The sequence below is a fragment of the Lactococcus sp. SK2-659 genome (assembly GCF_020218185.2).
Lineage (GTDB): Bacteria > Bacillota > Bacilli > Lactobacillales > Streptococcaceae > Lactococcus > Lactococcus lactis.
The window spans coordinates 693768-715810 of record NZ_JAIWQZ020000001.1; the positions used below are offsets into that span (position 1 = coordinate 693768).

The window sequence follows — 22043 nt, forward strand, 5'->3', positions numbered from 1 at the left end:
TAACATAAATATAATTATAATTATGTAAAAGAGGGATGCTTATGTTTGTAGTAATGTCTGATTCACATTATGACCGCGATGTGGTTGAATCCATAAAATCAAAATATTTGAATGAAGCAACGGCTATCTTTCATTGTGGAGATTCTGAACTTCCTAGTTCTGATGAAATTTGGCAAGGAATAACTGTTGTTGCTGGGAACTGTGATTATGATAGTGGATATCATGAATTTCTTACTCAAGAAGTTGAAGGAAAAAAGGTATTAATTACACATGGTCATCTTTTTTATGTTGGTTTAGGATTAGACCGTTATTCTTATTTTGCTGAGGAAAAGAACGCAGATATCGCGCTTTTTGGACATATCCATCAACCAGTAGCACAAAAAATTAATAATATACTTTATGTAAATCCAGGTTCAGTTGCACAACCTAGAGGGAAGTATGATATCAAAATGTATGCTATAATTGAGATTGAAGGAGAAGAGTTCAAAGTTTCTTATCGAAATCTGCAACATGAACCTATCCCGGAACTACAGTTCAGACTCTAAGTCTACAAAGCTCTTTAAGGAGTAATTTGCATGATTGATAAAAAGATTGAGGATTTTATCTTGAATCAAAGTGAAACCTTTATGATTCCTGCCTCAAATGTTGCTGTACTTTATGCTGAGCATAATATTGCTCATGCCAAACTGATGCTTAGTCAGTATAAGTATTCACGAGTTCCAGTTTTAAATGAAAAAAAAGAATACGTTGGTGTTTTGGGTTTAACAGAAATCGTTGAATTTGAAATGGAACAGAATTTCTTTTTTGAAAAATTACATAATACATCAATTTCGGAAATAGTTAATAAAGATGTTCAAACAGTTGGACCATCAGTAACCTTGGAAGAAATGATGCACAAATTAATTAAGGAGCCATTTCTCCCAGTAGTCAAAAGACAGGAATTTATGGGGATTGTTGTTAGGCAAGAAATATTAAAGGCCTTTAGTGCCTTTGCTCACGACTTTACAAAATATTATGAAATTACCAAACGAGATTGACGAGTATTTAGCAAGCAGAAATTTTTCAGAGAATACTCGTTCAAATTACCATTATGATTTAGTTTCTTTGCAGGCTTTCTTTGAAGATAAGTCACTCACAACAGAAAACTTAGAACTTTACAAAATTCAAATTAGTAATCTTTCGCCAGCAGCACAGCGAAGGAAGATTTCGAGTGCAAATCAATATTTGCTTTTCCTGTATCAACGACAAAAAGTTGACCAGTACTTTAAAATTAAACAAGTCGTTCAAAAAAAATCACAGACTGCTCAAAGTTATCATCCAATGATTAAGGAATTTCCTGAGTTCTATGGTCCTTTGACCTGTCCAGGACAATTTTTAGCCTTATTAATTTTAGAATTTGGTTTAAATTTTGCTGAGATACAAAAATTGAAATGGGAAAATTTTAATTGGAACTTTAAATATCTCACGATTGAAAAAGCCGGAATAAAACGAGTTTTACCAATTAGAGAAAAATTTGCCATAAGAGTTAAAGCCATTAATAATGCTGATGAATTATTCGCAAAATCTCGTCAATTTCTTTATACTGAATTGAAAAAATTTACGAACTATTCTTCCAAAGAAATTAGAGAACAGTATATCTTGCATCAGGTTAAAGCAGGGAAGTCAATTTATGAACTGGCAACTCTACTTGGTTTAACAACTATTACAACGCTTGAAAAATATTATAGATAGGAATTTACACTATTTTTATTATGTAAAATATGATTAAAGAAATCAATATAAAAATTAAAAACTTCGAGGGTCCTCTCGACCTTTTATTGCATTTGGTAAGTCAGTATGAAATGGATATTTTTGAAGTTCCATTGGTACCAGTTATTGAGCAATATCTTATCTATATTCAAACCATGAAAAAACTTGAATTGGAAGTAGCTGGAGAGTACATGTTAATGGCAAGTCAACTGATGTTAATTAAATCAAGAAGACTTTTACCGACAGTTACCGAAACTTTTATTGAAGATACAGAACAACTTGAGTATGATTTATTGGCTCAAATTGATGAATATCGGAAATATAAAATGTTGTCACAAGATTTAGATGAACTTCATCAGGAACGTAGTCATTTTTATTCAAAAGCTAAGACAGAAATTATCACTGATGAAACTGTACTTTTGCAGGATAAATCTGCTTTAGATTTATTTCTAGCTTTTACTAAAATTCTTGAGTTGCAAAGACAACATTTTCAAGACGAGAATACAAAAATAGCAGCTGAGAAATTTACAATCGCTGATAAGATTTTAGAGTTAAGTACTAGATTTACAGAACAAAAAATATGTAAATTTTCAGATTTGTTTTCTAGCTCTACTAATAAAGATGAACTCGTCACCACTTTTATGGCTCTTTTAGAATTAATCAAAAATCAACAGATTTCTTTTTCTCAAGGAGAGCTTTTTGGAGAAATTATTTTAGAAAGAAAAGAAACTAGTGAATAAGACAGCAAGTTGTGAACTCTTACTTTTTGTATCTGGCGAAGCTGGTTTAACCTTGGCAGAATTGTCAGCATTGACAGAAATGTCTAAACAAGCTTGTCAGCAACAAATTGATTACTTAAAAGAAAAATATCATTCTGATGAAGAATCTGCTTTAACGATTATTGAAACTGCAGGTAAATATCGTATGGCTACAAAAGAAGAGTTTGCAGAAATTCTTAAAAACTATGCCAAAACTCCTCTTAATCAATCGTTGTCAAAATCAGCTCTTGAAGTTTTATCAATTATTGCTTATAAGCAACCTTTAACTCGACTCGAAATCGATCAGCTCCGCGGAGTGAATTCCTCAGGTGTTCTCTCAACACTTCGTGCTTTTGATTTGGTTGAAAAGGTCGGACAAGTTGAAGCACCAGGACGTCCGAGTCTTTATGCAACAACTGAATTTTTCTTAGACTATATTGGGATTAATCATTTAGATGAATTACCTGAAATAGATGAGTCAAGATTTATCGCAGAAGAACAAACCTTATTTAACGAAAGTGAAGAAAATGAGAATCAATAAATATTTGGCCCATGCAGGTGTGGCAAGCAGACGTAAAGCAGAAGAACTAATTTTAGCGGGAAAAGTAACGGTAAATAATGTTCCAATGACAAACTTGGGTTATCAAGTTTCAACTGGAGATATCGTTGAAGTTAATGGAGTAGCAGTTTATAATGAAGAACCCGTTTATTATCTTCTAAATAAACCAAGAGGCTATATTTCTTCAGTTAGCGATGACAAAGGACGTCAAACGGTAATGGATTTAATGCCTCAAGTTAAAGAACGTATTTATCCTGTGGGACGTTTGGACTGGGACACAAGCGGTTTGCTTTTGCTTACAAACGACGGTGAGTTTACGAATATGATGACTCACCCACGTCATGGTGTTGATAAGGTCTATGTTGCTAAGGTAGAAGGCCAAGCGAACAAAGAAAACTTGCGTCCTTTAACTTTAGGTATGACTATTGAAGGTAAAAAAGTTAGTCCCGCCCGTTATGAGATTATCAAACAAGAGAAAACAAAAAATCATTCGATTGTTAGTTTAACTATCCATGAAGGACAAAATCATCAAGTTAAAAAAATGTTTGCGGCTGCAGGACTTCCAGTACAAAAATTGAGTCGTATTCAATATGGAACTCTTACATTGGATGGACTTCCAACAGGACAATTTCGTCGTTTGAGTAAAAAAGAAGTTTCTCAATTGATTAATGCAGCCCAAGGAAATTAACTGATTATTATAAAAGACAATTCTGATAAAGAGTTGTTTTTTTATTTCTTAAGCAAATCTTATTCTTGATAAGCAAACTATTTTTGTGCTATAATAAAATTATCTTCAGGGCACCGTGTAATTCGGGACCGGCGGTAAATAGGGCTTTGACCTTATGACTCCGCGATTCGCTACGGCGATTGAAGCAGTGAGAATCTGCTAGCGACAGTAAAGTCTGGATGGAAGAAGATGAACAATTTTTGTAGTGTAATCAACTTCGGTTGGATTACTGTTTTTAGCCAAACCAAAAATGTCTATCAACTTCCTCGAAATTTGAAGAATTATTTTCTCATATTTGGAGGTTTTTTTATGTCTAAAACACGTCGGATGGTATTAATTGCCATGCTTGCTGCATTATCAACAATCTTATTATTGCCGATTTTGCAGTTTCCGCTATTGCCTGGAATTGATTTTATGAAAGTTGAACTCTCAATCATTCCAGTACTTATTGGAGTCTTTACTTTGGGATTGGGTGATGGATTTATTATCCTCTTTATTCGCTCTATCTTATGGTATCTCCTATTTAATCAAGGTCCATCAACTTGGATTGGTGTGCCGATGAACTTCATTGCTTTGGGAATCTTCATGGCAATTGTTTGGTTCTTTACAAAGAAAAAATTCTCAATCAAAAACTATACAGTTGGTGTAGTTTTAGCAGCCATCGCATCAGTTCTTGTGATGATGGTATTGAATGTTTTCTACGCACTCCCTCTCTATCGTTTAGCTGCTGGCTTCGATGTTGATAAGATTTTTGTTGGAGCAACTCATCTTTTTAATATGGGTTCTCTATCAGTTACTTTGAATCCAACTTATCTTTTGACAGTAGTTTTACCTTTTAATGCTTTGCAGTACATCATCTTTGCTCTGGTATTTGGATTGATTGTTGCAGTGTTCAAGAAAAACAAAGTCGTAAAATTTTATAATGCTTAATTTAAATAATTAAGTATTTCACTCTCGAATAGACACTCGCTAGGACTTTCCTAGCGGTTTTTTTATTTGCTAATTTTATGATAGATTTTTAGCATTGAAGATATAAACAAAAGCCCTGAATAATATTTCTGTTTGATTACATTTTTGTATATAAGGATAAAAATAACTAAAAAATAGTTCTTGCTTAATTCAAACTAAAGCGCTATACTCATGGTGAAAAAAATAATTTTCTCAAAATAACGAATTAACCAAAAGATTACAAATGTATTTCTTTGACTGTTTTAGCTATTAACGATAAGGAGGTGTTTTTATGAACACACATATTACACATAAAAAACTTTTCAAAAACGGACTCTTATTTGGAGCGCTTTTACTTGGACTGGGTTTATCAATCAAAGAAGCAACACCGGCAAAAGCTGTTACGGCAAACTTTAATGGCCCAGTTTATCGCCTTTATAATCCAAATTCAGGTGAGCATGTTTATACAATGGGACTTACCGAGAAAAATAATCTTGTCCATTTGGGCTGGGGTTATGAGGGAGTCCTTGGAACTTCATACTATACGATGAACGGTCAAAATTATGATAAAATTCCTGTTTATCGTTTGTACAGTAAAAATAGCGGTCAACATCTCTACACAATAAATACGAATGAAGTAGTTCAACTCAAAAATTATGGATGGGTGAATGAGGGAATTGTATTTTATGATGCTACGGTCATACCGTGGAACCAAGAAACGACGGTTGAGAGACTTTATAATCCAAATAGTGGTCAACATTTCTATACTTCTAACTGGGATGAAAGAGACTATTTGAAAAAAATTGGTTGGCACGATGAAGGAGAGGCTTTTTCATTTACATCACCTGAGCCTTTACAAACTGGACCAGCTAAGGCTGTTTAAGATGAAGGGAAAAAGAATGATGAAAATAAAGAAACTTCATATCACGCTTGCTTCAACTTTGCTTTTAATTTCTTCTAGTACTTTTGCGGATACGGTGCCATTTATTCCATCTGGTGGGGCTACGGCAAGTAATGTCTACCAGCCTGACCAACGCAAACTGATTTCAACAGCCAATCAATTTCCTTATAACACAATAGTCTATATTGAAACAATTGGAGGAAATGGAGTTCGCTATAGGGGGAGTGGAGTTATCATTGCACCGAATGCTGTATTAACAGCAGGACACATGATATATAATGCGACGGAAGGTGGACATATTAAATCTGCTACAATTTATCAAGCTTTTGCAAATGGAAATTATAATTTTAATGCGGCAACAGCTGTAACGAGTGAAGTTGCTAATCCAGATTGGTTGGCAAAAGATAGACTTGGAACGATAAATTATCCTTTAGGTGCAGACGATTTAGGAATTCTTAACCTTTCGAAAAATATAGGATTATCAACAGGCTGGATGGGGATGAGCTCGGTTCTTTCAAAAAATCAAGCGATTTCTTTGATAGGTTTTCCGGGGGACAAGCCTAAACAAATGTGGGGAATGTCAGGAAATGTTTCTCAAATTGGTAATCCTCTATTTAGCTATTCCAACATCAGTATGTATCCTGGTCAAAGTGGAAGCCCTGTTTTTAATACAAGTAAAAATATTGTTGGTATTAATGTTGCCGAGGCGCAGTATCTGAACCCAAATCCAAATGGGGATAACAGCAAAGTTCCTTCCTCTCTCGCTTCACAATATCCCAACTACGGCGTCCAACTCACTGCAAGTAATATCAATTGGATTCAAAATAACGTGCCAGCATTGAAAGCAACGGCCCTTTAGCGTGTTTACAATCCAAATAATGGTGAACATCTTTATACTAAAAATTTGAACGAAGTGATTAGTTTGACAAAAGTAGACTGGAATTATGAGGGTGTTAATTCTCAACAACCGGCAACTGGTAATGCGGTTTATCGGCTCTATAACCCTAATTCGGGTGAACATTTTTATACTTTGTCCTCTTATGAAAAAGATTCGCTTGTTAAAGCGGGGTGGCGTTATGAACAAATCGCTTTTTACTCGGACCCCGCAAAACATACGGCAATTTATCGTTTATTTAATCCTAATGCTAAAGGAAAACAAATTAGTCATTTTTATACTTCGAGTAGTGCAGAACGAGACTCGCTTGTCAAAATTGGTTGGAGATATGAACAAATTAGTTGGTATGGTCTTTAATTTTATATAGAGTTATTGTAAAGGGTTTTGTAGAGTATAAAATCCTTTTATTTATTAAAAAATTAAGTAAATAATCAACCAAGTAAGGTGTTTTAATCGCTTTCTTTATGGTATACTAATATTTAGAATATTATAAAATAAAATGGAATAGACTGTATGAAAATATTTAAAGATTTATGGTGGTTTTTTAAGGCAGAGAAAAAAGGTTATGGCGTTGGTCTATTAGCCCTTTTTATTGTTTCTTTAACTCACTTGATTCCGCCTTTAATTATCGGAAAAATTATTGACCATATTGTTAAGCGTAACTTGACTTTACCCTTAATTTTGGGTTTTTCTGGTATTTTATTGGTCACTGCACTCGTCGAATATGGCTTTCGTTTTCTTTGGTCCACAAATATTTGGGGTAAAGCCTTTAAACTGGAAAAAATAATCCGTAGTCGGCTTTTTAGACATTTTTTACGAATGGATACCCTTTTTTATCAAAGAAATCGGACTGGCGATTTGATGGCTCATGCGACTAATGACTTGCAAGCGATACAGAGTGTTGCTGGACTGGGTGTTTTGACTTGGGCAGACTCTTTAATGACGGGCGGGATGACAATCATTGCTATGCTCTTATTTATCGACTGGCGTTTGACGATTATTGCCGTCCTTCCTTTGCCTTTACTCGCGCTAGTATCTAAAGTTTTAGGGGATAAAATTCATGTAAGTTTTGAACATGCCCAAGAAACCTTCTCTGAAATGAATGATAAGGTCCAAGAATCGATTACAGGAATGAAAGCAATCAAATCTTTTGGTGAAGAAGAACAAGATATGGCTGATTTCCAAGTTAAGTTAGATAATATTGATAAAGCCTTTATCAGGGTCAATTGGATTGACTCAATGTACGATCCTTTAATCACTTTAATTGTTGGTTTATCTTATACTTTAACCATTCTTTTAGGGGGCTACTATGTTGTTCACCATGTTTTAACGATTGGTCAGTTGGTTGCTTTTATGACTTATATCGGAAATTTGGTCTGGCCGATGTTTGCTATTGGTGTTCTTTTTAATGTTATTGAACGTGGAAGAGCTTCATACAGTCGAGTAGAAAAATTATTAGCTCAAAAAGCGGAATCAAAAATTTCCGAAGGTACTTTGAAAATGCCAAAAGAAGGTCAACTCCTTTTTGATATTGAAAGTTTTACTTATCCAAATGAGAATGAAGGGCGCAATCTGGAGAAAGTTCAATTTAAATTAAAAGAAGGTCATGTTTTAGGTTTGGTTGGACGAACAGGTGCAGGAAAATCAACGATTATTAAACTTTTAATGCGAGAGTTTGACCATTACAAAGGACATATTACTTTTGCTGATCATGATATTATGGATTATCAATTAGATGAATATTTGCCAGCGATTGGTTATGTTCCGCAAGAACATTTTCTATTTTCGATGTCTGTCAGAGATAATATTCGCTTTGCTAAGATGTCAGCGAGTCAAGAAGAAGTTGAAATTGCAGCTAAAACAGCTGGAATTCATGATGATATTATTGCTTTTCCTGAAGGTTATGATACTTTGGTTGGCGAGCGTGGCGTTTCACTTTCTGGTGGACAAAAGCAAAGGTTATCTATTGCGCGGGCGCTACTTATTCAGCCTAAAATATTGATTTTAGATGATGCGCTGTCAGCTGTTGATGCCAAGACTGAACAGTTAATTTTGTCAAATCTGAAGGCCTTACGTCATGAAAGTTCAACGCTGGTTGTCAGTCACAGATTGTCATCAGTAATGGAAGCTAATGAAATTATCGTGCTAGATGAAGGAAAAGTGATTGAGCGTGGCTTGCATGAAGCTTTGATTAAATCTGGGGGTTGGTATGCTCAAATGTGGCAAATGCAACAGATTGAAAGTAATTTGGCAGCGACTGATAAAGATGAAAATTTACTGACAGGTTCGTCAGTAAATCGGGAAGGAGAAGAAAATGGAGAAATCTACTGACAAAATGTCTGTCAGAGAAAGTTGGCAAGTTTTTAAATTTATTTTCAAATTCTTATTACCTTTCAAAAAGTATTTCGTTTGGGCTTTTGTTTTTAGTGTGATGACAACTGCTCTGGCTTCACTTATGCCTTTTGTTTTGTCCGTTTTTATGGATTCTTATTTGACACCCATGAAAGCGACTGACCAGATTATTTTCTATTTTGCAGGTCTTTATTTGATTTTAGCAATAATCAATTCAATTGCTTTCTTTTTCAAATGGAATTATCTGCAAAATGGTTCGATTTTTGTTAATCAATACATTCGTAAGAAAGTTTATCGAAAAATTCATCAGCTAGGCATGCGCTATTTTGACCAAAAACCGACGGGTTGGTTAATCACCAGAATCACAAATGACACTGATTTATTTGATTTCTGGCAGACTTTGTTTAATGCATTAACAAGTTTGCTTTCTATTATCATTGCCTTCATTGCTTTGTTTATTATTGACCACCAAATTGCGCTTGTGATGTTGTTGATTCTTCCCCTATTGATTTTGGCAGTATTGATTTATCAAAAAGTGAGTACAAAAGTTTATCAAGCCATGCTTGCTAAGCGTTCAGAATTGAATACGAAATTAAATGAATACATTTCTGGGATGAGAATTATTCAACAATTTCGTCAAGAGAGCAGACTAGGAAATGAATTTGAAAAAACAAATGATGAATATTATGGTTATCGAAAACGAGTGATTCAGATTAATGGGATTTTGTTGAGCCCTTTGGTTAATTTTTTGATGGCCCTCTCAATTGTTGTTGTCTTGTTGATGTATTCTAATCGAAGTCTACATGCAATGGTTGAGGCTGGTTTAATTTATGCTTTCATCAGTAATGTACAAATTTACTTTAATCCTATTTCAGGATTGATGGATTCCTTATCAAACTTTTCAAATGGATTGGTGGCCTCTAGTCGCATTAAGACAATCATGGAAGAAAAAGAATTTGCGCCACAACAAGGAATTTCAACTTCTGTCAGTAAAAATGTTGATGAAAAATTTACTGACAGAAAATCTGTCAGCAATTCTCCAATCATTCAAGAAGGAAAAATTGAATTTCGCAATGTCAGTTTTTCATATGACGGAGAACATCAAGTTTTGAAAAATATCTCATTCATTGTGAATCCTGGAGAAACGCTTGCTTTTGTAGGTCATACAGGTTCAGGAAAATCGAGTATTATCAATGTCTTTATGCGATTCTATGAATTTACAGAAGGTCAAGTTTTGATTGATGATCAGGACATTAGAAGTTATTCAAAAGAAGAACTTCGGAAAAAAATTGGTTTAGTATTGCAAGATTCCTTTATGTTTGTTGCGTCAGTTACTGACAATATCAAAATGATGAATCCACAGATTACTGACCAAGCAGCCAAAGAAGCGGCTCGATTTGTTCAAGCTGACAAATTCATCAAGGATTTGGAAAATGGTTACGAAACCAAAGTAATTGAAGGTGGAGCTGCCTTCTCGGCCGGTGAACGTCAATTAATTAACTTTGCTCGAACGATTGTGCGTAATCCGAAAATTCTCTTATTAGATGAAGCAACAGCCAATATTGATACTGAAACTGAAGCGCTTATTCAAGAAGGTCTGACAAATATGCGACAAAATCGAACGACAATGGCCATTGCTCACCGATTATCAACGATTAAAGATGCTGACCAGATTTTAGTCTTGAACAAGGGAGAAATTATTGAGCGAGGAAATCATGACCAACTTTTAGCACTTAATGGTTATTATGCAGACATGTATCGAATACAAACGTTACAAAAAGAACTATGAAAAACCACTGATAGCAGCGGTTTTTTGATTTATCAGTTTTTCTGATAAAAAATATTGACAAAAAATAAAATAAGCGATATAATATAAGAAAGATTGATAAAGAATCGGGAAGGGAGAGTTTATGAATTTTGGTCAGAATTTAAAAAAATTAAGAAAAAATGCAAAATTGACACAGAGTCAATTAGCAGAAAAGCTAGGAATGAAGCAAAATGCTTATGTACTTTGGGAACAAAAATCAACCAACCCAACGTTAGAATTACTAGAAAAACTAGCAGATATCTATGATTTACCTATTCAACAATTAATCAAAGAAACTGATAATAATGCAGAAAAACAATTAATCGATAATTATCGTTCACTGACAGGAGAACAACAAGAATCAGTTATTAATTTTACGGATTTTCTCATTGAACAAAATAAAACAGAGATTATTAATTTGAAAACTTACAGACGTTCTTCTTTAGATTACGCCATTGTTGAAGATGAAGAATTATCGGCAGGTTTTGGTCAATCTCAAAGCAATACAGGTGGCCACTACAAAGCTTACACATCTGAAACTCTTGGTCGATATGATGGTGCAGCCAGAGTAAAAGGGGAATCGATGGAACCTGAATTCCCTAATTTTTCTATTGCAACATTCTTACACACGGGTTTTGGTCGCAGTGGTGATATTTACGCCATTGCTGAAGGAGATTTGGGCGAAGAACGTTTGTATATTAAACAAGTATTTGAAGAAGAAGATGGACAATTTAGGATTCATTCACTCAATCCAGATCCACAATACAAGGATTTTTATCTAGGACAGGAAGATAATTTCCGAATTATTGGACCAGTAGTTGATAATTTTGAAGAAATTGAAGAATCACAGATTATAGATTAAAATGAGGGCTTAAAAATGAATTGGATAAGAGAAATTTTACCAATACTGGGAATTGGATCAATTTTTGCAATTGCTTATGAATTAGTTTTATGGCTTTCACAGAAATTGATAGAAAATGATAGCAAAGAGAAAATAAAAAAGGAAAAAAAGATTGTTAATGTCAAATTTTTTCATCTTTCAAAAAACCAAAAGAATATTGCATGAACTAAAATAAAAAAGAAAAAAGAATAAGTTTAGTCTTGCAATTTCAGAAAAACTTTGATATACTTATTTACGGTTCTAAAAGAACTGACCGAAGACAGTAGGGGACGAAAGTCATAAACTTCCTACCGAGGACAAATATCAAAATGATAATTGAACTCTCTATGTCTTTTGTGTGTAGAGATTTTTTATTTCTACAACCAAAATAAAATGGAGGTAAAAAAATGAGCGATTACAAAGTAAATGAAGCAACAATTGCTAAGAAAGCAGAATTGGTTGATGTTTACGCACAAAAAATGACTGAAGCAGCATCTATCGTTGTTGCAGATTCACGTGGTTTGTCAGTTGATCAAGATACTCAACTTCGTAAACAACTTCGTGAAGCAGGCGTTGAATTCAAAGTCGTTAAAAATTCAGTTTTGCGTCGTGCAGCTGAAAAAGCTGGTCTTGAAGGTTTGTCAGAAGCACTCACTGGCCCATCAGCAGTAGCATTTTCTAATGAAGATGTTGTAGCACCAGCAAAAGTTTTGGCTGACTTTGCAAAAGATGCTGAAAATCTTGAAATCAAAGCTGGTGTTATCGAAGGTAAAGTTTCTTCTAAAGAAGAAATCCAAGCTATTGCGTCTCTTCCAAGCCGCGATGGACTTCTTTCTATGCTTCTTTCAGTGCTTCAAGCACCTGTCCGCAACGTGGCTCTTGCAGTCAAAGCTGTTGCAGAAAAAGAAGAATCAGCTGCTTAATTATAAGCAACATTACTTATATCGGCGGATTTACGCAACAAACTAAAAAATTAATAGGAGAATATTAAAATGGCATTGAACATTGAAAACATCGTTGCTGAACTTGAAAACGCAACAATCCTTGAACTTTCTGAACTTGTAAAAGCAATCGAAGAAAAATTTGACGTAACAGCAGCAGCTCCAGTTGCAGCAGCAGCAGGTGCTGGTGATGCAGCAGCAGCTAAAGATTCATTCGACGTTGAATTGACAGCAGCTGGCGACAAAAAAGTTGCAGTAATCAAAGAAGTACGTGGAATCACTGGTCTTGGACTTAAAGAAGCTAAAGAACTCGTTGATGGTGCACCAACAATGATTAAAGAAGGTCTTTCTGAATCAGAAGCTAACGAAATCAAAGAAAAACTTGAAGCAGCTGGTGCTTCAATCACACTTAAATAAGAATTTAAGTCAATTTGAACGCGGTAGACCAATTTGAGCGCATTTGATTGCGCTAGAGTGCGATTCGCGATTTAAAAAATATAGAAATTTTATAAAAATTTCTACCAAAAAGTCTGCCAAATAACTTTGGCAGACTTTTTTTATTTTCTTCTAATAAAATCTTTAAGTATGTTTGCTCAATAATTATAAAATTTTAAAGATTAAAATATATTTTCTGTTTAGTAAGTAAATGAAATTCTGATAAACCTCGAAATATTATAAAAAAAGATAAGCTCTTAAAAATGAGCTTATCTTTTTTTTATGTTCTTTGAACTAATTAAAATCCACCTTCTAAATTAAAGTCAGAAATATCAAAATGCGAATTATCAGTAAAACCATTATTTTTAGAAAATTTATTGATTATAATGCTTAATATTTCAATCTCATCGGCAGAAAGCTCATTGTTCATTTTTCGTGCAAGTCCACGGACCTTATAATTTTTAATTTCTATATTAGGTGAATGACTATCATTATCTAGTAGATAGTCTATTGAGACATCTAAATGACTAGCTACGGAGCGAAGTTTTTGCACAGTGGGATTCCTTGTTTTCCAATGTCTGATAGAGCCATTCGCAATTCCAGAATTTTCCTCAAGTTTCCGAATTGGTATATTTTTTTCGTGTGCAATGGAAATAATTTTTTCATACAAATCCATATAGAATTCCTTTCATACGTGATAAAAAATTTAAATTAAGAATAAGCAACAATACAAAGGAGTAGACTATTTTTCTATTTATGATTCGCGACACTTAAATTTTATTTCTCTTGAAGAGAGCAAGCAAGCAAGTCTTAGCACGAGAAGATAAAGGCCAATTGTATTTTAATACAATTAATAAACGTATTAAGGATTTGATGGCATTTGTTACAAATCAAGGAAATGTTCTTAACCAAATGAGAAAACTTTTAGATCTCTCAGATCAGAAAAAACTTGATAATTCAGAATTAGTATCAAGTATTACTGAGAATGTAGGTGGCGAAATCAAGCTTGTGAATGAATCATTGAATAAAGTAATTAGAACTCAACAAGAAACTGAAATTAGCCTAGAAAAACTATTAATTGGGCTAGGGATTAAAGCACAGGAAGAGAATGCCAAATCAGATAACATGAAAAAAACAACAATGGAAGAATTACTTGGATAAAAATTACCTTTAACAAATTTAATGCTATTGAAAAACCTAAGTAAGTTGAACGAAAAAATCAATTTACTGGTTTTTTTATTTTAGAATATAAAAATAGAAAATTTTATTTGAGTAGGAGGGATGCAACTTATGTTGTTTATATGCAACTTATCTAGAAATTTAAAAAGTTATTATAATCCAGAGATATAATCATAATGTAAGCAGAAAGAAGATGTTTGGAGGTGCATGATGAAAAAACAAAAACAAAAACAAAAACAAAAACAAAAACAAAAATACATATTCATGTTTTATGGTTTAGTGGTGGGATTAATTTATGCCCTCTATTTCATCATAGAAAGGAGTTAAACAAAATGAAAAATGACGAAATGAAAAATGACGAAATGAAAAGTAAAATTGAAGTTCATGAACTCAATGCCGAAGATTTTTTGGCAAGTGAACAAATGAACTGGAGTGTTACACTCTGTTGTTGTCCTTGTTGTTGCTGTTGTTAATATCTTTGAATCGTGCAGGTACAGATGAAAATTGTACCTGCACTTTTAGAAAGGAAATAAAATTGAGAACAAATATTGATCTTGTTATTGGAAATCAAGGAACATTCTACCTTAAGTTTGGAGAGATGTTATACGAATTTACTGGTGCAGATACTAAGCTTGCTTTTCAAGCATGGAATGAAATTCAAAATAATGATTTAAAACCTAAAGAAAACAATCCAGTAAAAATAAAAATACTAGAGACGATTGACAGGCTTGGTGGAAATAAAGAAATACAAAATCTAAATAACTTACTAAGGGTGAGTGGATTGCCAGTAATAGAAAAAAATAAAGGAAACTATAATGTAGGACTTTTAGGTGATGATGATCTCATACAATATACTTCGACCAAACTTTCATCAGATATTTTTAATTATGAAAAAGTAAAGGACTTATCTACTTATGATTATTTTTTAATTGTAACAAGAAAATTTAATAGAAAACAACAAATCAAAAGTAATAAACTATTATTTAGTGTTGGGAAGCCTTTTATTAGCTTGATATTTGAACCTCTAAGCTTTTCTGTTGGTCCATTAACTATACCGAAGCAAACCTCTTGTCTAAACTGTAAACTACTTTTTGAAGAGGAAAATAATTATTATGGAAAAATTTTGAAATTGTTCAATGACTCTAACCAAGAAAGTAAAGAATATCTTCCAGAAGAGCTTATAAATTTAGGTTTAGATTTTACTCATTTACAGGTATTTAAACAAACTCTAAAAGAAATTGGTGAGGCGTTGGAACCTGAATTGGCACAAAATATAATGGAATATTCACTCTTAGATGGGACGTGGACAGAAAGGTCTCTTATTAAAAATTCCCGTTGTCAAGTTTGTTTCCCTGGTGAAGAGCAAAGCCAAATATTTGAGGTAAAATTATGACTTTAATCAAAACAGATGCTTCTCCATTTGTTGATGACAAATATGGATTAATTAAAAATATATATGATTTGCCTACCTATTCTGGTTTACCTAGAATAGCAGTAAAAATGGCCTTTGGAGGTGACTATTCAACTGCTGGTTTCAATGCAAGTGGAGCTGGAATAACTGCACAGCATGCAAAAAATTCTGCGATTGGAGAGTATATTGAAAGATTTTCGTGTCTTCATCAAGGTAATGTGAAAGTTTTAAAGAAAGAAAATTATGTGTCCCCAAAAAGACTCAATAGTTTAGCTAAAGGAGTCGAAACCGACTACATGTGGGTAGAAGGAAAAGACATCATAGAAGATAAATCAATAATGTTGCCGGCTGATGCAATCTATTTAACATATAGGAGTGACGATAATAGTTCAAAAGGAAAATGGATAACAACATCAACAGGAGCAGCTTGTGGTCAAAACCTAGCTCAAACTTGTTGGAAAGGAATCGCTGAAATACTAGAAAGAGATTCCTTTCAGTATCATTGGCGACGTCAATTAACTTGTCAAGAAATCGATCTTTCAAGTAATAAAGAACTCCAAGATTATTATCTCCAATATATCGATTCAGAGAATATCAAAATAAAACTCTATAAGTTTGATATGGACTGGCAGGTACCATCAGTTTTTGGAGTTGCTGAATTTGAAAATGGGGGTTGTGTTGTTGCAGCGAGTGTCAGAATGACTTGGATAGAGGCATGTAAAAAAACGCTATTAGAATTAGCTCAAAGCATTATTGGTTATGCTGCAGTTATTTTTAAAGACGATAAAACTGAAATTACGGACTTTTCACAGGTAAGAGAATATCAGGATCACTCAATTCTTTATATTTGGGATAATATGGCAAGAAATTTGGACTTTCTACAATCTAAGGAAGAAAAATTTCAAATACCTTCAGAAATTCTTGAAAAAGATGACACAAAAATACTAAATTTTTTTATATCTGAGATAAAAAAGATTCGCCAACATATTTATTTTGTAGACGTTACGACTTCCCCTTTAAAAAACAGTGACTGGTTAGTTGGAAAGACAATTATTACCGATATGCTGGATATCGAACCAAATTATATACCGATTTTAAAAAGTAGTCGGCTTGAAGAAATAGATAAGAACATGATCAGGTTACATTTGAGAATAGAGGAAGAACTAAAAAATCCTCAACCAAAGGTACCTCATCCGTTCCCGTGAGAAGAGGTAAAAATGGACGATTTTAAATCAACGATGATTAGTAATTATTATGCTAATAAACTCATAATTGATGATTCGCTGTATCAATCATTTCACCAAAATACAAAGCACAGTAATCAATATCTTCTGAAGAACATGTATCAATCTAGAAAGTTACTCAACAGTCCCAATTTTCATCAAGTGACTCAACTACCGGAAAAATATTATCCACTTAGTAAATCATATTTTCTTAAGAAACCAATGCATGATTTACTTTATACTTGTCTAAATGAACGAAAATCACAGATAAAAGAAAATGAAAAAGACGTGTCTTTATCAGAGCAAGTAATGGCAGATTTATTCTGGGCGGGGTATGGAAAAAATAGAAAAAATACTCGTGTAGTTCCTTCAGGAGGTGCTTTATACCCACTTGAATTATATGCGATTATTTTTGAAGATTCAGGTTCGGTATCGAGAGGGCTTTATCATTATAGTTCTTCAGCGCATAGCATTCAGTTACTTCGAAAAGATGAAGAAGTCTTCGATATGAAAAATTATATCATGATGGACAATTTCAAATACCCATCCATTATTTTTTTCACTACGGCTATCTTTAGTAGAAACACCTTTAAATATGATGCTAGAGCCTATAGATACACTTTAATAGAAGCTGGAGCAATGGCTCAAAACATCTCATTAATGGCAACGAAATATCATTTAGTGAGCACCTATTTTGGAGGAACAGATGATTATGCAGTTGAAAAATTGCTTTCAATAGATGGTAGAAGAGAAAGTTTGGTTAATTGCGTTTTTATCTCAAAAGAAGGGGAATGGTAGGATGGATATTGAAACCATTAAAAGAGAAGTTAACTTAAATTATGATACTTACTATATAAAAAATACTAACCTCTTTTTTGGTCACGTTCTTGAACATATCCTTATTTTCAGGATAAAAAAAATTGTTAAAGAAATAGCTGAAGTAACAGGTCAAACTACTCAGGAGCTGATAAAGATTAATATTAGTGAAAATGTACTTCTCCCTGAAAAAATTGTTGAAATAGTGATGTCACCTATTTTAAGTAAAGAATATGAACGAGCTAATCAGGAAATAGAACAGGAAAACTTGATGAAAAACGAGGCATATTCTTCTCTATTATCTGCAATTAGAGATAATAAAGAAATTAATAAAAAGATGGATTTATTTGAGTTTCAACAGTGGTTTGATGAAAATGTTAAATATAGTACTTTATATTGTTTTTCATACCAGAATGGAAGAAAATCGTTTAAAACTGAACGCTCCTATTTTCAACGTCAATATCAAAATTTATCAGATATCTTTATAAAGAATGGAATCCAAAAGGTTGGAACAGGAGAGTTTTCATACATTTATCTTGTAATTCCTTTAAATATGATTTCAAAAAGTAGTCAGATTTACTTTCTTCAAAAATTGATGATTTACATCCAAGTTTCTCTTCAAGAATTGAGAGACGAGGGAATTTATTATCAAGTTTCATTTTCACTTTACCATTATGAAAATATTGAATTATTCATATTCATTTCAAGTTCAAATCATAATCGACTAAGTTTAAAAATGAAAGAAATAGAAAAGAATTTTGATTTGGATACTGATTTAAATTACCCAAAAAGTAAAGCATACCCCTATCAAGAAGAATTGGCGGTAATTTATCATAACTTAGACTTCTTGTTGGACACCTCTCCTAAAGCGGATTTCGAGGATATAAAATTTATTAACCAATTATTTCATACGATAAATGATGAAAGGACTGATAAAGATAATGACTTGTAAAAATGAATTAGTTAAAATTATGGATATATCCAAAGAATTTAAAGGGAAGTCAATATTCAGTAACATCAATCTTTCGATATCAGAGGGAGATATTATTGGTTTCTTAGGACTTAATGGGCAGGGAAAAACAACATTAATCAAATGCCTATTAGGACTAACTTCAATAGATAGCGGAAATATAAGTATAGTTCTAGATAAAAAGAAGGAATTTGGAGTAATGCTACAAGAAGTAGCTGTCCCTCAAAATGTACGAGTAGAAGAAGTGATTCAACTTGTCCGACATTTTTCTGACCAACCGATGGATTTAGAAAGCATTTTATATATAGCGAATCTATCTGATAAGCGTACAAAAATAACGCAAACACTTTCAGGGGGAGAAAAAAGGAGAGTACAGTTTGCTGCAGCTATAGCTAACAATCCAAAATTTTTAATTTTAGATGAACCTACGGTGGGTATGGATCTAATTAGTAAAGAAAACTTTTGGAAAGAAATGAAAGATTTTGCTTTAAAAGAAAAACGAGCAATTTTACTTGTGAGCCACGATTTAGAGGAAGTTGAAGAAGTCGCAAATCGAATCGTTATTTTGCATAATCAAAAAATTAGAATTGACTGTCAAATAACTGAATTAAATCAAAGTGTAAAAGAAAAATTTAGAGAGGTAATTCAAAATGACTGAACTAAGATTAGTCGGAGATACAAGCGCCTTTACTTTGAGACGAACACTACGAGATATAAGATATATTGGCTTCATAGTTATATTACCTATTATTTTTTATGTTATGTTTACCGCTATTTTTGCTAAAAATGCTGCAGTGAATGACTTGGCATGGAGTAAATATTCTTTAATTTCAATGCTTTCTTTTGGAATTGTTGGAAATGCGATAAATCTTTTAGGCACACGAATTGCCAATGAACGTCAAGATAAATGGATGGATTTTATTAAAGTATCTCCAATATCTAGCCTATATTACAATGTCAGTTTTGTCATTACTTTTCTTGTTATATCATTACTAACGATGTTTCTGCTCTTTGTAACAGCCTTTTTTTGGCAAGGCGTTACATTTTCGATTATGGACTATCTAGGGATTGCGATTTTATTACTTTTAGGGAGCATTCCATTTTTACTTTTTGGTGTAATAGTTGGTTATCTTGGAAGTGCGGCTCAACCAGTGGGGACCATGTTGTATTTAGTCCTTTCTTTTCTAGGAGGATTATGGATGCCTGTTGTTGCTATGCCTGATAAAATCCAAGGCATTGCTAAGTTATTACCTACATTTTCACTTGCAAGCTTAGGATGGAATTTTTTATCAAATACTTCTACTGTAAAACCATTTTTAATTCTGTTTATTTACTTTATTTGTGCGGTTCTAGTTTTAGTGATTATATGGAAAAAACAACAAAAGCAATAACACTACATTGTGATATAATCATACTATGAAAATTTTTTCGGAATTAGATGATAATATTACAAAATTGGAAAAGAAGTTAAAGAGTTGGGATAGAGTCCCATTAGATGTATGTCTTACCGAAGGGAAGAAGCAACAAGCTACTCTTGAGTTCATGAATTATACTCAATCAGAAATTGAGGCTTTTTTTGGAAATTATATTATTTCAACGGTGAAAGAAGCCTTTTTAGGAGTACAAGTATCAGGGATAAATAAAGATACTTACAAGAAAGTTGCTTTTAAAGATATTTTATATTTTGAAGCTATCGGTGATAAACTCTTTGCATACACAAAAAAGGAAGCTTTCTTGATTAAAAACAAACTGTATGAAGTTGAAGAGATTAGTCCTAGTTTTGTAAGGATTAATAAATCAAATGTGGTGAATGTTTTGGCAGTTGATAAGATTTCTCCTTCCTTAAATAGTCACCTTACCTTATGGTTGACAGATGGCCAAGATTTGGAAGTAAGTAGAAAGTATAAAAAAATATTTTTGAATTATCTGGAGGAAAAATGAAAATCATTAAAGCTTTCGGTTGGGTTGTGGTATTAGGAGCGTTGTTCAATCTCTATTTCTCACTTATAAATGGGAGTATTGGAGATGTAGTTAGTTTTGTCGTTTTTTTGGGTTGCGGTTTATTAGGATATCTATCAATTAGTCTTTTATTTCAAAAAAATAAATCATTTCAAAATTCATTTACTATCCAAATTATAACGATATTCATTATTTGTACGATATTAGAAATTGTATATGGCTTATTAGTAGGACTGAAAATAAGTTCTATTTTCATGATGATTCTTCTGGGGATTCCAATTGTTTTTATTGGATTTGTCTATTGGTGGCAATATAGTAAAAGAATAAATAACAAGCTACTGAAAAAGCAACAAAGTCTTCTTAAAGAAGAGAAAGTATAAATGTCTTAAAATTAACTATAGATTATTTAATAAAAAATCTGTCTTAACTGACAGTTTTTTTATTTAGCAATTTCATTTAGTTTCTGAGGGTTAAATTGCGGAGTTTTTCAAGGGGTTTTAATATTGTTAAATATAATAAAGTAAATCATTAAATTTTGAAGGGAAAAATAAGTGTATATGAATTTTATCAAATTTACATTTTTAGTGAGTATTTTTATTGTATTATCAATAGGCAACATAATTGAAGGAGATGCGGAAATAAAAACAGCTGCGGATGCACAGAATCAATCACACTTAAATAAGAATTTTATTCTTGTTTAAAAAGAAAATTGAATATTATCGATTTTCTATTAAAAATACTACCAAGTCTTTTCTTGGTAGTATTTTTTTTGCTATCTCTGAGTCTCAAATTTTCAAAATACTTCTTCAAATAGAGCAATTAGTTTAACTGGCCCAATACCAGCAGGAATAATCGTATATGGTTCAAAAATTGTTTGTTCAGTTGAATCGACGATGCTTGTCCAACCGGCAAACTCGTAGCCACGCAACTCGGGTTTTAGATAGGGAATGAAATTTTTTTCAACTGTTCGTACATCTGAGGGGTGGGTCCAAGAGAGTTCGACCTTGTTTATTGTACGAGAAGAATAGCGAATTTCGTACTCTAAAGGAGTCCACTGGGCATATAAATCATATTCTTTACCAACATTTTCAAGATAATCACCTGCAGTCCAAAGGAAATCGGGTCTTATTCCTGTTTTGTGCAAGGCAGAATTTTCACCAGCGTAGAGTGCAGCTTGCTCGCGGGAGATATTATGCGGGATCACATAATGACTATCGCGAACAATTTTCCAACCTTCAAAGTGGTAACCAGGCAGAGTGAGCGAAAAATCAGCAATTTCATGTTCTGTTTGACTAGCGTCTGAACTGATTGTCAATCCGACTTGTCGCTTATTATCAAAAATAGGCTGATAATCTTGTCTATTTTCAAACTTGACAGATGGACTAGTGCCACTATTTTTAATAAAGTTTTTCATTTTATCAGTGATGTTAAAATAATAGGCTAATAAATTCCAAATTTAATCCTATTCCATGCAATATATTTGCTCTTGAAACCAATATCTATTAGAATAGATGTAAAATAGGAAATAAACTA

General features: G+C 32.9%; 28 protein-coding genes, 1 pseudogene, 1 riboswitch and 1 other annotated feature. Of the genes and pseudogenes, 27 read left to right on the forward strand and 2 right to left on the reverse strand.

The features are described 5' to 3' along the window. The first annotated feature begins 41 nt into the window (after positions 1-41). The 17 genes and pseudogenes from LDP15_RS03230 (at position 42) to rplL (ending at position 12934) form a co-directional block, all read left to right on the forward strand. Positions 42-545 (forward strand): metallophosphoesterase, encoded by a 504-nt coding sequence (locus LDP15_RS03230; RefSeq protein WP_015426508.1) that lies wholly within the window; start codon positions 42-44, stop codon positions 543-545. 30 nt (positions 546-575) lie between these two features. Continuing rightward, a complete protein-coding gene (cbpB, locus tag LDP15_RS03235; protein ID WP_010905865.1) occupies positions 576-1037 on the forward strand; it encodes a cyclic-di-AMP-binding protein CbpB in 462 nt (153 codons plus the stop codon). Further along, the gene (gene xerD, locus LDP15_RS03240) at positions 1015-1731 is read left to right on the forward strand and encodes a site-specific tyrosine recombinase XerD (RefSeq protein WP_010905864.1); all 717 of its coding nucleotides are present in this window, start codon (positions 1015-1017) and stop codon (positions 1729-1731) included. Before cbpB ends, xerD begins: the two co-directional genes overlap by 23 nt. Before the next feature lie 29 nt (positions 1732-1760). Further along, entirely contained in the window at positions 1761-2489 is a 729-nt protein-coding gene (locus LDP15_RS03245; RefSeq protein WP_015426507.1) for a segregation/condensation protein A, read from the forward strand. Continuing rightward, positions 2482-3048 carry an SMC-Scp complex subunit ScpB gene (scpB, locus tag LDP15_RS03250; RefSeq protein WP_012897880.1) on the forward strand — a complete coding sequence of 189 codons (567 nt, stop codon included), beginning with the start codon at positions 2482-2484 and terminating at the stop codon, positions 3046-3048. The genes LDP15_RS03245 and scpB overlap by 8 nt, the downstream gene beginning before the upstream one ends. Continuing rightward, on the forward strand, positions 3035-3754 hold the full coding sequence (locus tag LDP15_RS03255; RefSeq protein ID WP_003130202.1) for a pseudouridine synthase: 720 nt from the start codon (positions 3035-3037) through the stop codon (positions 3752-3754). Before scpB ends, LDP15_RS03255 begins: the two co-directional genes overlap by 14 nt. A gap of 97 nt (positions 3755-3851) precedes the next feature. Beyond that, positions 3852-3988: riboswitch (FMN riboswitch) on the forward strand. Positions 3989-4102: 114 nt separating this feature from the next. Then, positions 4103-4723, forward strand: a complete 621-nt coding sequence (locus tag LDP15_RS03260) for an ECF transporter S component (protein WP_003130203.1) — start codon at positions 4103-4105, stop codon at positions 4721-4723. A gap of 310 nt (positions 4724-5033) precedes the next feature. Beyond that, a complete protein-coding gene (locus tag LDP15_RS03265; RefSeq protein WP_015426505.1) occupies positions 5034-5624 on the forward strand; it encodes a hypothetical protein in 591 nt (196 codons plus the stop codon). A 16-nt stretch (positions 5625-5640) separates the two neighbouring features. Next, positions 5641-6501, forward strand: a complete 861-nt coding sequence (locus LDP15_RS03270; RefSeq protein ID WP_225513458.1) for a serine protease — start codon at positions 5641-5643, stop codon at positions 6499-6501. A gap of 12 nt (positions 6502-6513) precedes the next feature. Continuing rightward, a pseudogene (locus LDP15_RS03275) lies at positions 6514-6585 on the forward strand (glycoside hydrolase, family 25); the annotation flags it as partial. Continuing rightward, positions 6565-6894 carry a hypothetical protein gene (locus LDP15_RS03280; RefSeq protein WP_255596481.1) on the forward strand — a complete coding sequence of 110 codons (330 nt, stop codon included), beginning with the start codon at positions 6565-6567 and terminating at the stop codon, positions 6892-6894. The pseudogene LDP15_RS03275 and the gene LDP15_RS03280, both read left to right, overlap by 21 nt. A gap of 156 nt (positions 6895-7050) precedes the next feature. Beyond that, on the forward strand, positions 7051-8868 hold the full coding sequence (locus LDP15_RS03285; RefSeq protein ID WP_015426503.1) for an ABC transporter ATP-binding protein: 1818 nt from the start codon (positions 7051-7053) through the stop codon (positions 8866-8868). After that, entirely contained in the window at positions 8852-10678 is a 1827-nt protein-coding gene (locus LDP15_RS03290) for an ABC transporter ATP-binding protein (protein WP_015426502.1), read from the forward strand. The genes LDP15_RS03285 and LDP15_RS03290 overlap by 17 nt, the downstream gene beginning before the upstream one ends. 121 nt (positions 10679-10799) lie before the next feature. Then, complete coding sequence (locus LDP15_RS03295) at positions 10800-11558, forward strand: helix-turn-helix transcriptional regulator (protein ID WP_015426501.1); 759 nt, start codon at positions 10800-10802, stop codon at positions 11556-11558. Between the two features lie 15 nt (positions 11559-11573). Continuing rightward, positions 11574-11762, forward strand: coding sequence for a hypothetical protein (locus LDP15_RS03300; protein WP_003130209.1), 189 nt, complete (start codon positions 11574-11576; stop codon positions 11760-11762). A 70-nt stretch (positions 11763-11832) separates the two neighbouring features. After that, positions 11833-11958: a sequence feature (ribosomal protein L10 leader region), on the forward strand. A 25-nt stretch (positions 11959-11983) separates the two neighbouring features. Next, positions 11984-12499: a 50S ribosomal protein L10 gene (rplJ, locus tag LDP15_RS03305; RefSeq protein WP_225513457.1), complete on the forward strand. Its 516-nt coding sequence runs from the start codon at positions 11984-11986 to the stop codon at positions 12497-12499. Positions 12500-12568: 69 nt separating this feature from the next. Beyond that, the gene (gene rplL / locus LDP15_RS03310) at positions 12569-12934 is read left to right on the forward strand and encodes a 50S ribosomal protein L7/L12 (protein WP_015426499.1); all 366 of its coding nucleotides are present in this window, start codon (positions 12569-12571) and stop codon (positions 12932-12934) included. Positions 12935-13250: 316 nt separating this feature from the next. Here the strand turns inward: rplL and LDP15_RS03315 are convergent, their stop codons facing one another. Further along, positions 13251-13628, reverse strand: coding sequence for a helix-turn-helix domain-containing protein (locus LDP15_RS03315; protein ID WP_015426498.1), 378 nt, complete (start codon positions 13626-13628; stop codon positions 13251-13253). Between the two features lie 197 nt (positions 13629-13825). Between LDP15_RS03315 and LDP15_RS03320 the strand changes: the two genes are divergently transcribed. From LDP15_RS03320 to LDP15_RS03365, 10 genes are all read left to right on the forward strand, one after another. Next, a complete protein-coding gene (locus LDP15_RS03320; protein WP_136122581.1) occupies positions 13826-14113 on the forward strand; it encodes a hypothetical protein in 288 nt (95 codons plus the stop codon). A 350-nt stretch (positions 14114-14463) separates the two neighbouring features. After that, positions 14464-14604, forward strand: coding sequence for a hypothetical protein (locus tag LDP15_RS03325; RefSeq protein WP_168694148.1), 141 nt, complete (start codon positions 14464-14466; stop codon positions 14602-14604). Positions 14605-14666: 62 nt separating this feature from the next. Next, the gene (locus LDP15_RS03330; protein WP_225513456.1) at positions 14667-15524 is read left to right on the forward strand and encodes a hypothetical protein; all 858 of its coding nucleotides are present in this window, start codon (positions 14667-14669) and stop codon (positions 15522-15524) included. After that, entirely contained in the window at positions 15521-16747 is a 1227-nt protein-coding gene (locus LDP15_RS03335) for a YcaO-like family protein (protein ID WP_042230396.1), read from the forward strand. The genes LDP15_RS03330 and LDP15_RS03335 overlap by 4 nt, the downstream gene beginning before the upstream one ends. 12 nt (positions 16748-16759) lie before the next feature. Next, complete coding sequence (locus LDP15_RS03340) at positions 16760-17563, forward strand: SagB/ThcOx family dehydrogenase (RefSeq protein WP_042230394.1); 804 nt, start codon at positions 16760-16762, stop codon at positions 17561-17563. Between the two features lies 1 nt (position 17564). Then, a complete protein-coding gene (locus tag LDP15_RS03345) occupies positions 17565-18533 on the forward strand; it encodes a hypothetical protein (protein WP_042230392.1) in 969 nt (322 codons plus the stop codon). Further along, positions 18523-19209, forward strand: a complete 687-nt coding sequence (locus tag LDP15_RS03350) for an ABC transporter ATP-binding protein (protein WP_042230733.1) — start codon at positions 18523-18525, stop codon at positions 19207-19209. The genes LDP15_RS03345 and LDP15_RS03350 overlap by 11 nt, the downstream gene beginning before the upstream one ends. Continuing rightward, positions 19202-19942, forward strand: coding sequence for an ABC transporter permease (locus LDP15_RS03355; protein ID WP_015426497.1), 741 nt, complete (start codon positions 19202-19204; stop codon positions 19940-19942). The genes LDP15_RS03350 and LDP15_RS03355 overlap by 8 nt, the downstream gene beginning before the upstream one ends. 25 nt (positions 19943-19967) lie before the next feature. Continuing rightward, on the forward strand, positions 19968-20492 hold the full coding sequence (locus LDP15_RS03360; RefSeq protein WP_015426496.1) for a LytTR family DNA-binding domain-containing protein: 525 nt from the start codon (positions 19968-19970) through the stop codon (positions 20490-20492). Then, the gene (locus LDP15_RS03365) at positions 20489-20890 is read left to right on the forward strand and encodes a hypothetical protein (RefSeq protein ID WP_015426495.1); all 402 of its coding nucleotides are present in this window, start codon (positions 20489-20491) and stop codon (positions 20888-20890) included. Before LDP15_RS03360 ends, LDP15_RS03365 begins: the two co-directional genes overlap by 4 nt. Positions 20891-21303: 413 nt before the next feature. On the opposite strand, the gene LDP15_RS03370 is transcribed toward LDP15_RS03365, so the two are convergent. Next, the gene (locus LDP15_RS03370) at positions 21304-21924 is read right to left on the reverse strand and encodes a hypothetical protein (protein ID WP_225513455.1); all 621 of its coding nucleotides are present in this window, start codon (positions 21922-21924) and stop codon (positions 21304-21306) included. Between the last annotated feature and the right edge of the window lie 119 nt (positions 21925-22043).

Excerpts from the sequence above, each read along its gene's own strand:
- LDP15_RS03230 (WP_015426508.1), top strand. The coding sequence starts at position 42 with ATGTTTGTAGTAATGTCTGATTCACATTATGACCGCGATGTGGTTGAA.
- cbpB (WP_010905865.1), top strand. The coding sequence starts at position 576 with ATGATTGATAAAAAGATTGAGGATTTTATCTTGAATCAAAGTGAAACC.
- xerD (WP_010905864.1), top strand. The coding sequence starts at position 1,015 with ATGAAATTACCAAACGAGATTGACGAGTATTTAGCAAGCAGAAATTTT.
- LDP15_RS03245 (WP_015426507.1), top strand. The coding sequence starts at position 1,761 with ATGATTAAAGAAATCAATATAAAAATTAAAAACTTCGAGGGTCCTCTC.
- LDP15_RS03255 (WP_003130202.1), top strand. The coding sequence starts at position 3,035 with ATGAGAATCAATAAATATTTGGCCCATGCAGGTGTGGCAAGCAGACGT.
- LDP15_RS03260 (WP_003130203.1), top strand. The coding sequence starts at position 4,103 with ATGTCTAAAACACGTCGGATGGTATTAATTGCCATGCTTGCTGCATTA.
- LDP15_RS03265 (WP_015426505.1), top strand. The coding sequence starts at position 5,034 with ATGAACACACATATTACACATAAAAAACTTTTCAAAAACGGACTCTTA.
- LDP15_RS03270 (WP_225513458.1), top strand. The coding sequence starts at position 5,641 with ATGATGAAAATAAAGAAACTTCATATCACGCTTGCTTCAACTTTGCTT.
- LDP15_RS03285 (WP_015426503.1), top strand. The coding sequence starts at position 7,051 with ATGAAAATATTTAAAGATTTATGGTGGTTTTTTAAGGCAGAGAAAAAA.
- LDP15_RS03290 (WP_015426502.1), top strand. The coding sequence starts at position 8,852 with ATGGAGAAATCTACTGACAAAATGTCTGTCAGAGAAAGTTGGCAAGTT.
- LDP15_RS03295 (WP_015426501.1), top strand. The coding sequence starts at position 10,800 with ATGAATTTTGGTCAGAATTTAAAAAAATTAAGAAAAAATGCAAAATTG.
- LDP15_RS03300 (WP_003130209.1), top strand. The coding sequence starts at position 11,574 with ATGAATTGGATAAGAGAAATTTTACCAATACTGGGAATTGGATCAATT.
- rplJ (WP_225513457.1), top strand. The coding sequence starts at position 11,984 with ATGAGCGATTACAAAGTAAATGAAGCAACAATTGCTAAGAAAGCAGAA.
- rplL (WP_015426499.1), top strand. The coding sequence starts at position 12,569 with ATGGCATTGAACATTGAAAACATCGTTGCTGAACTTGAAAACGCAACA.
- LDP15_RS03315 (WP_015426498.1), bottom strand. The coding sequence starts at position 13,628 with ATGGATTTGTATGAAAAAATTATTTCCATTGCACACGAAAAAAATATA.
- LDP15_RS03320 (WP_136122581.1), top strand. The coding sequence starts at position 13,826 with ATGGCATTTGTTACAAATCAAGGAAATGTTCTTAACCAAATGAGAAAA.
- LDP15_RS03325 (WP_168694148.1), top strand. The coding sequence starts at position 14,464 with ATGAAAAATGACGAAATGAAAAATGACGAAATGAAAAGTAAAATTGAA.
- LDP15_RS03335 (WP_042230396.1), top strand. The coding sequence starts at position 15,521 with ATGACTTTAATCAAAACAGATGCTTCTCCATTTGTTGATGACAAATAT.
- LDP15_RS03340 (WP_042230394.1), top strand. The coding sequence starts at position 16,760 with ATGGACGATTTTAAATCAACGATGATTAGTAATTATTATGCTAATAAA.
- LDP15_RS03345 (WP_042230392.1), top strand. The coding sequence starts at position 17,565 with ATGGATATTGAAACCATTAAAAGAGAAGTTAACTTAAATTATGATACT.
- LDP15_RS03350 (WP_042230733.1), top strand. The coding sequence starts at position 18,523 with ATGACTTGTAAAAATGAATTAGTTAAAATTATGGATATATCCAAAGAA.
- LDP15_RS03355 (WP_015426497.1), top strand. The coding sequence starts at position 19,202 with ATGACTGAACTAAGATTAGTCGGAGATACAAGCGCCTTTACTTTGAGA.
- LDP15_RS03360 (WP_015426496.1), top strand. The coding sequence starts at position 19,968 with ATGAAAATTTTTTCGGAATTAGATGATAATATTACAAAATTGGAAAAG.
- LDP15_RS03365 (WP_015426495.1), top strand. The coding sequence starts at position 20,489 with ATGAAAATCATTAAAGCTTTCGGTTGGGTTGTGGTATTAGGAGCGTTG.
- LDP15_RS03370 (WP_225513455.1), bottom strand. The coding sequence starts at position 21,924 with ATGAAAAACTTTATTAAAAATAGTGGCACTAGTCCATCTGTCAAGTTT.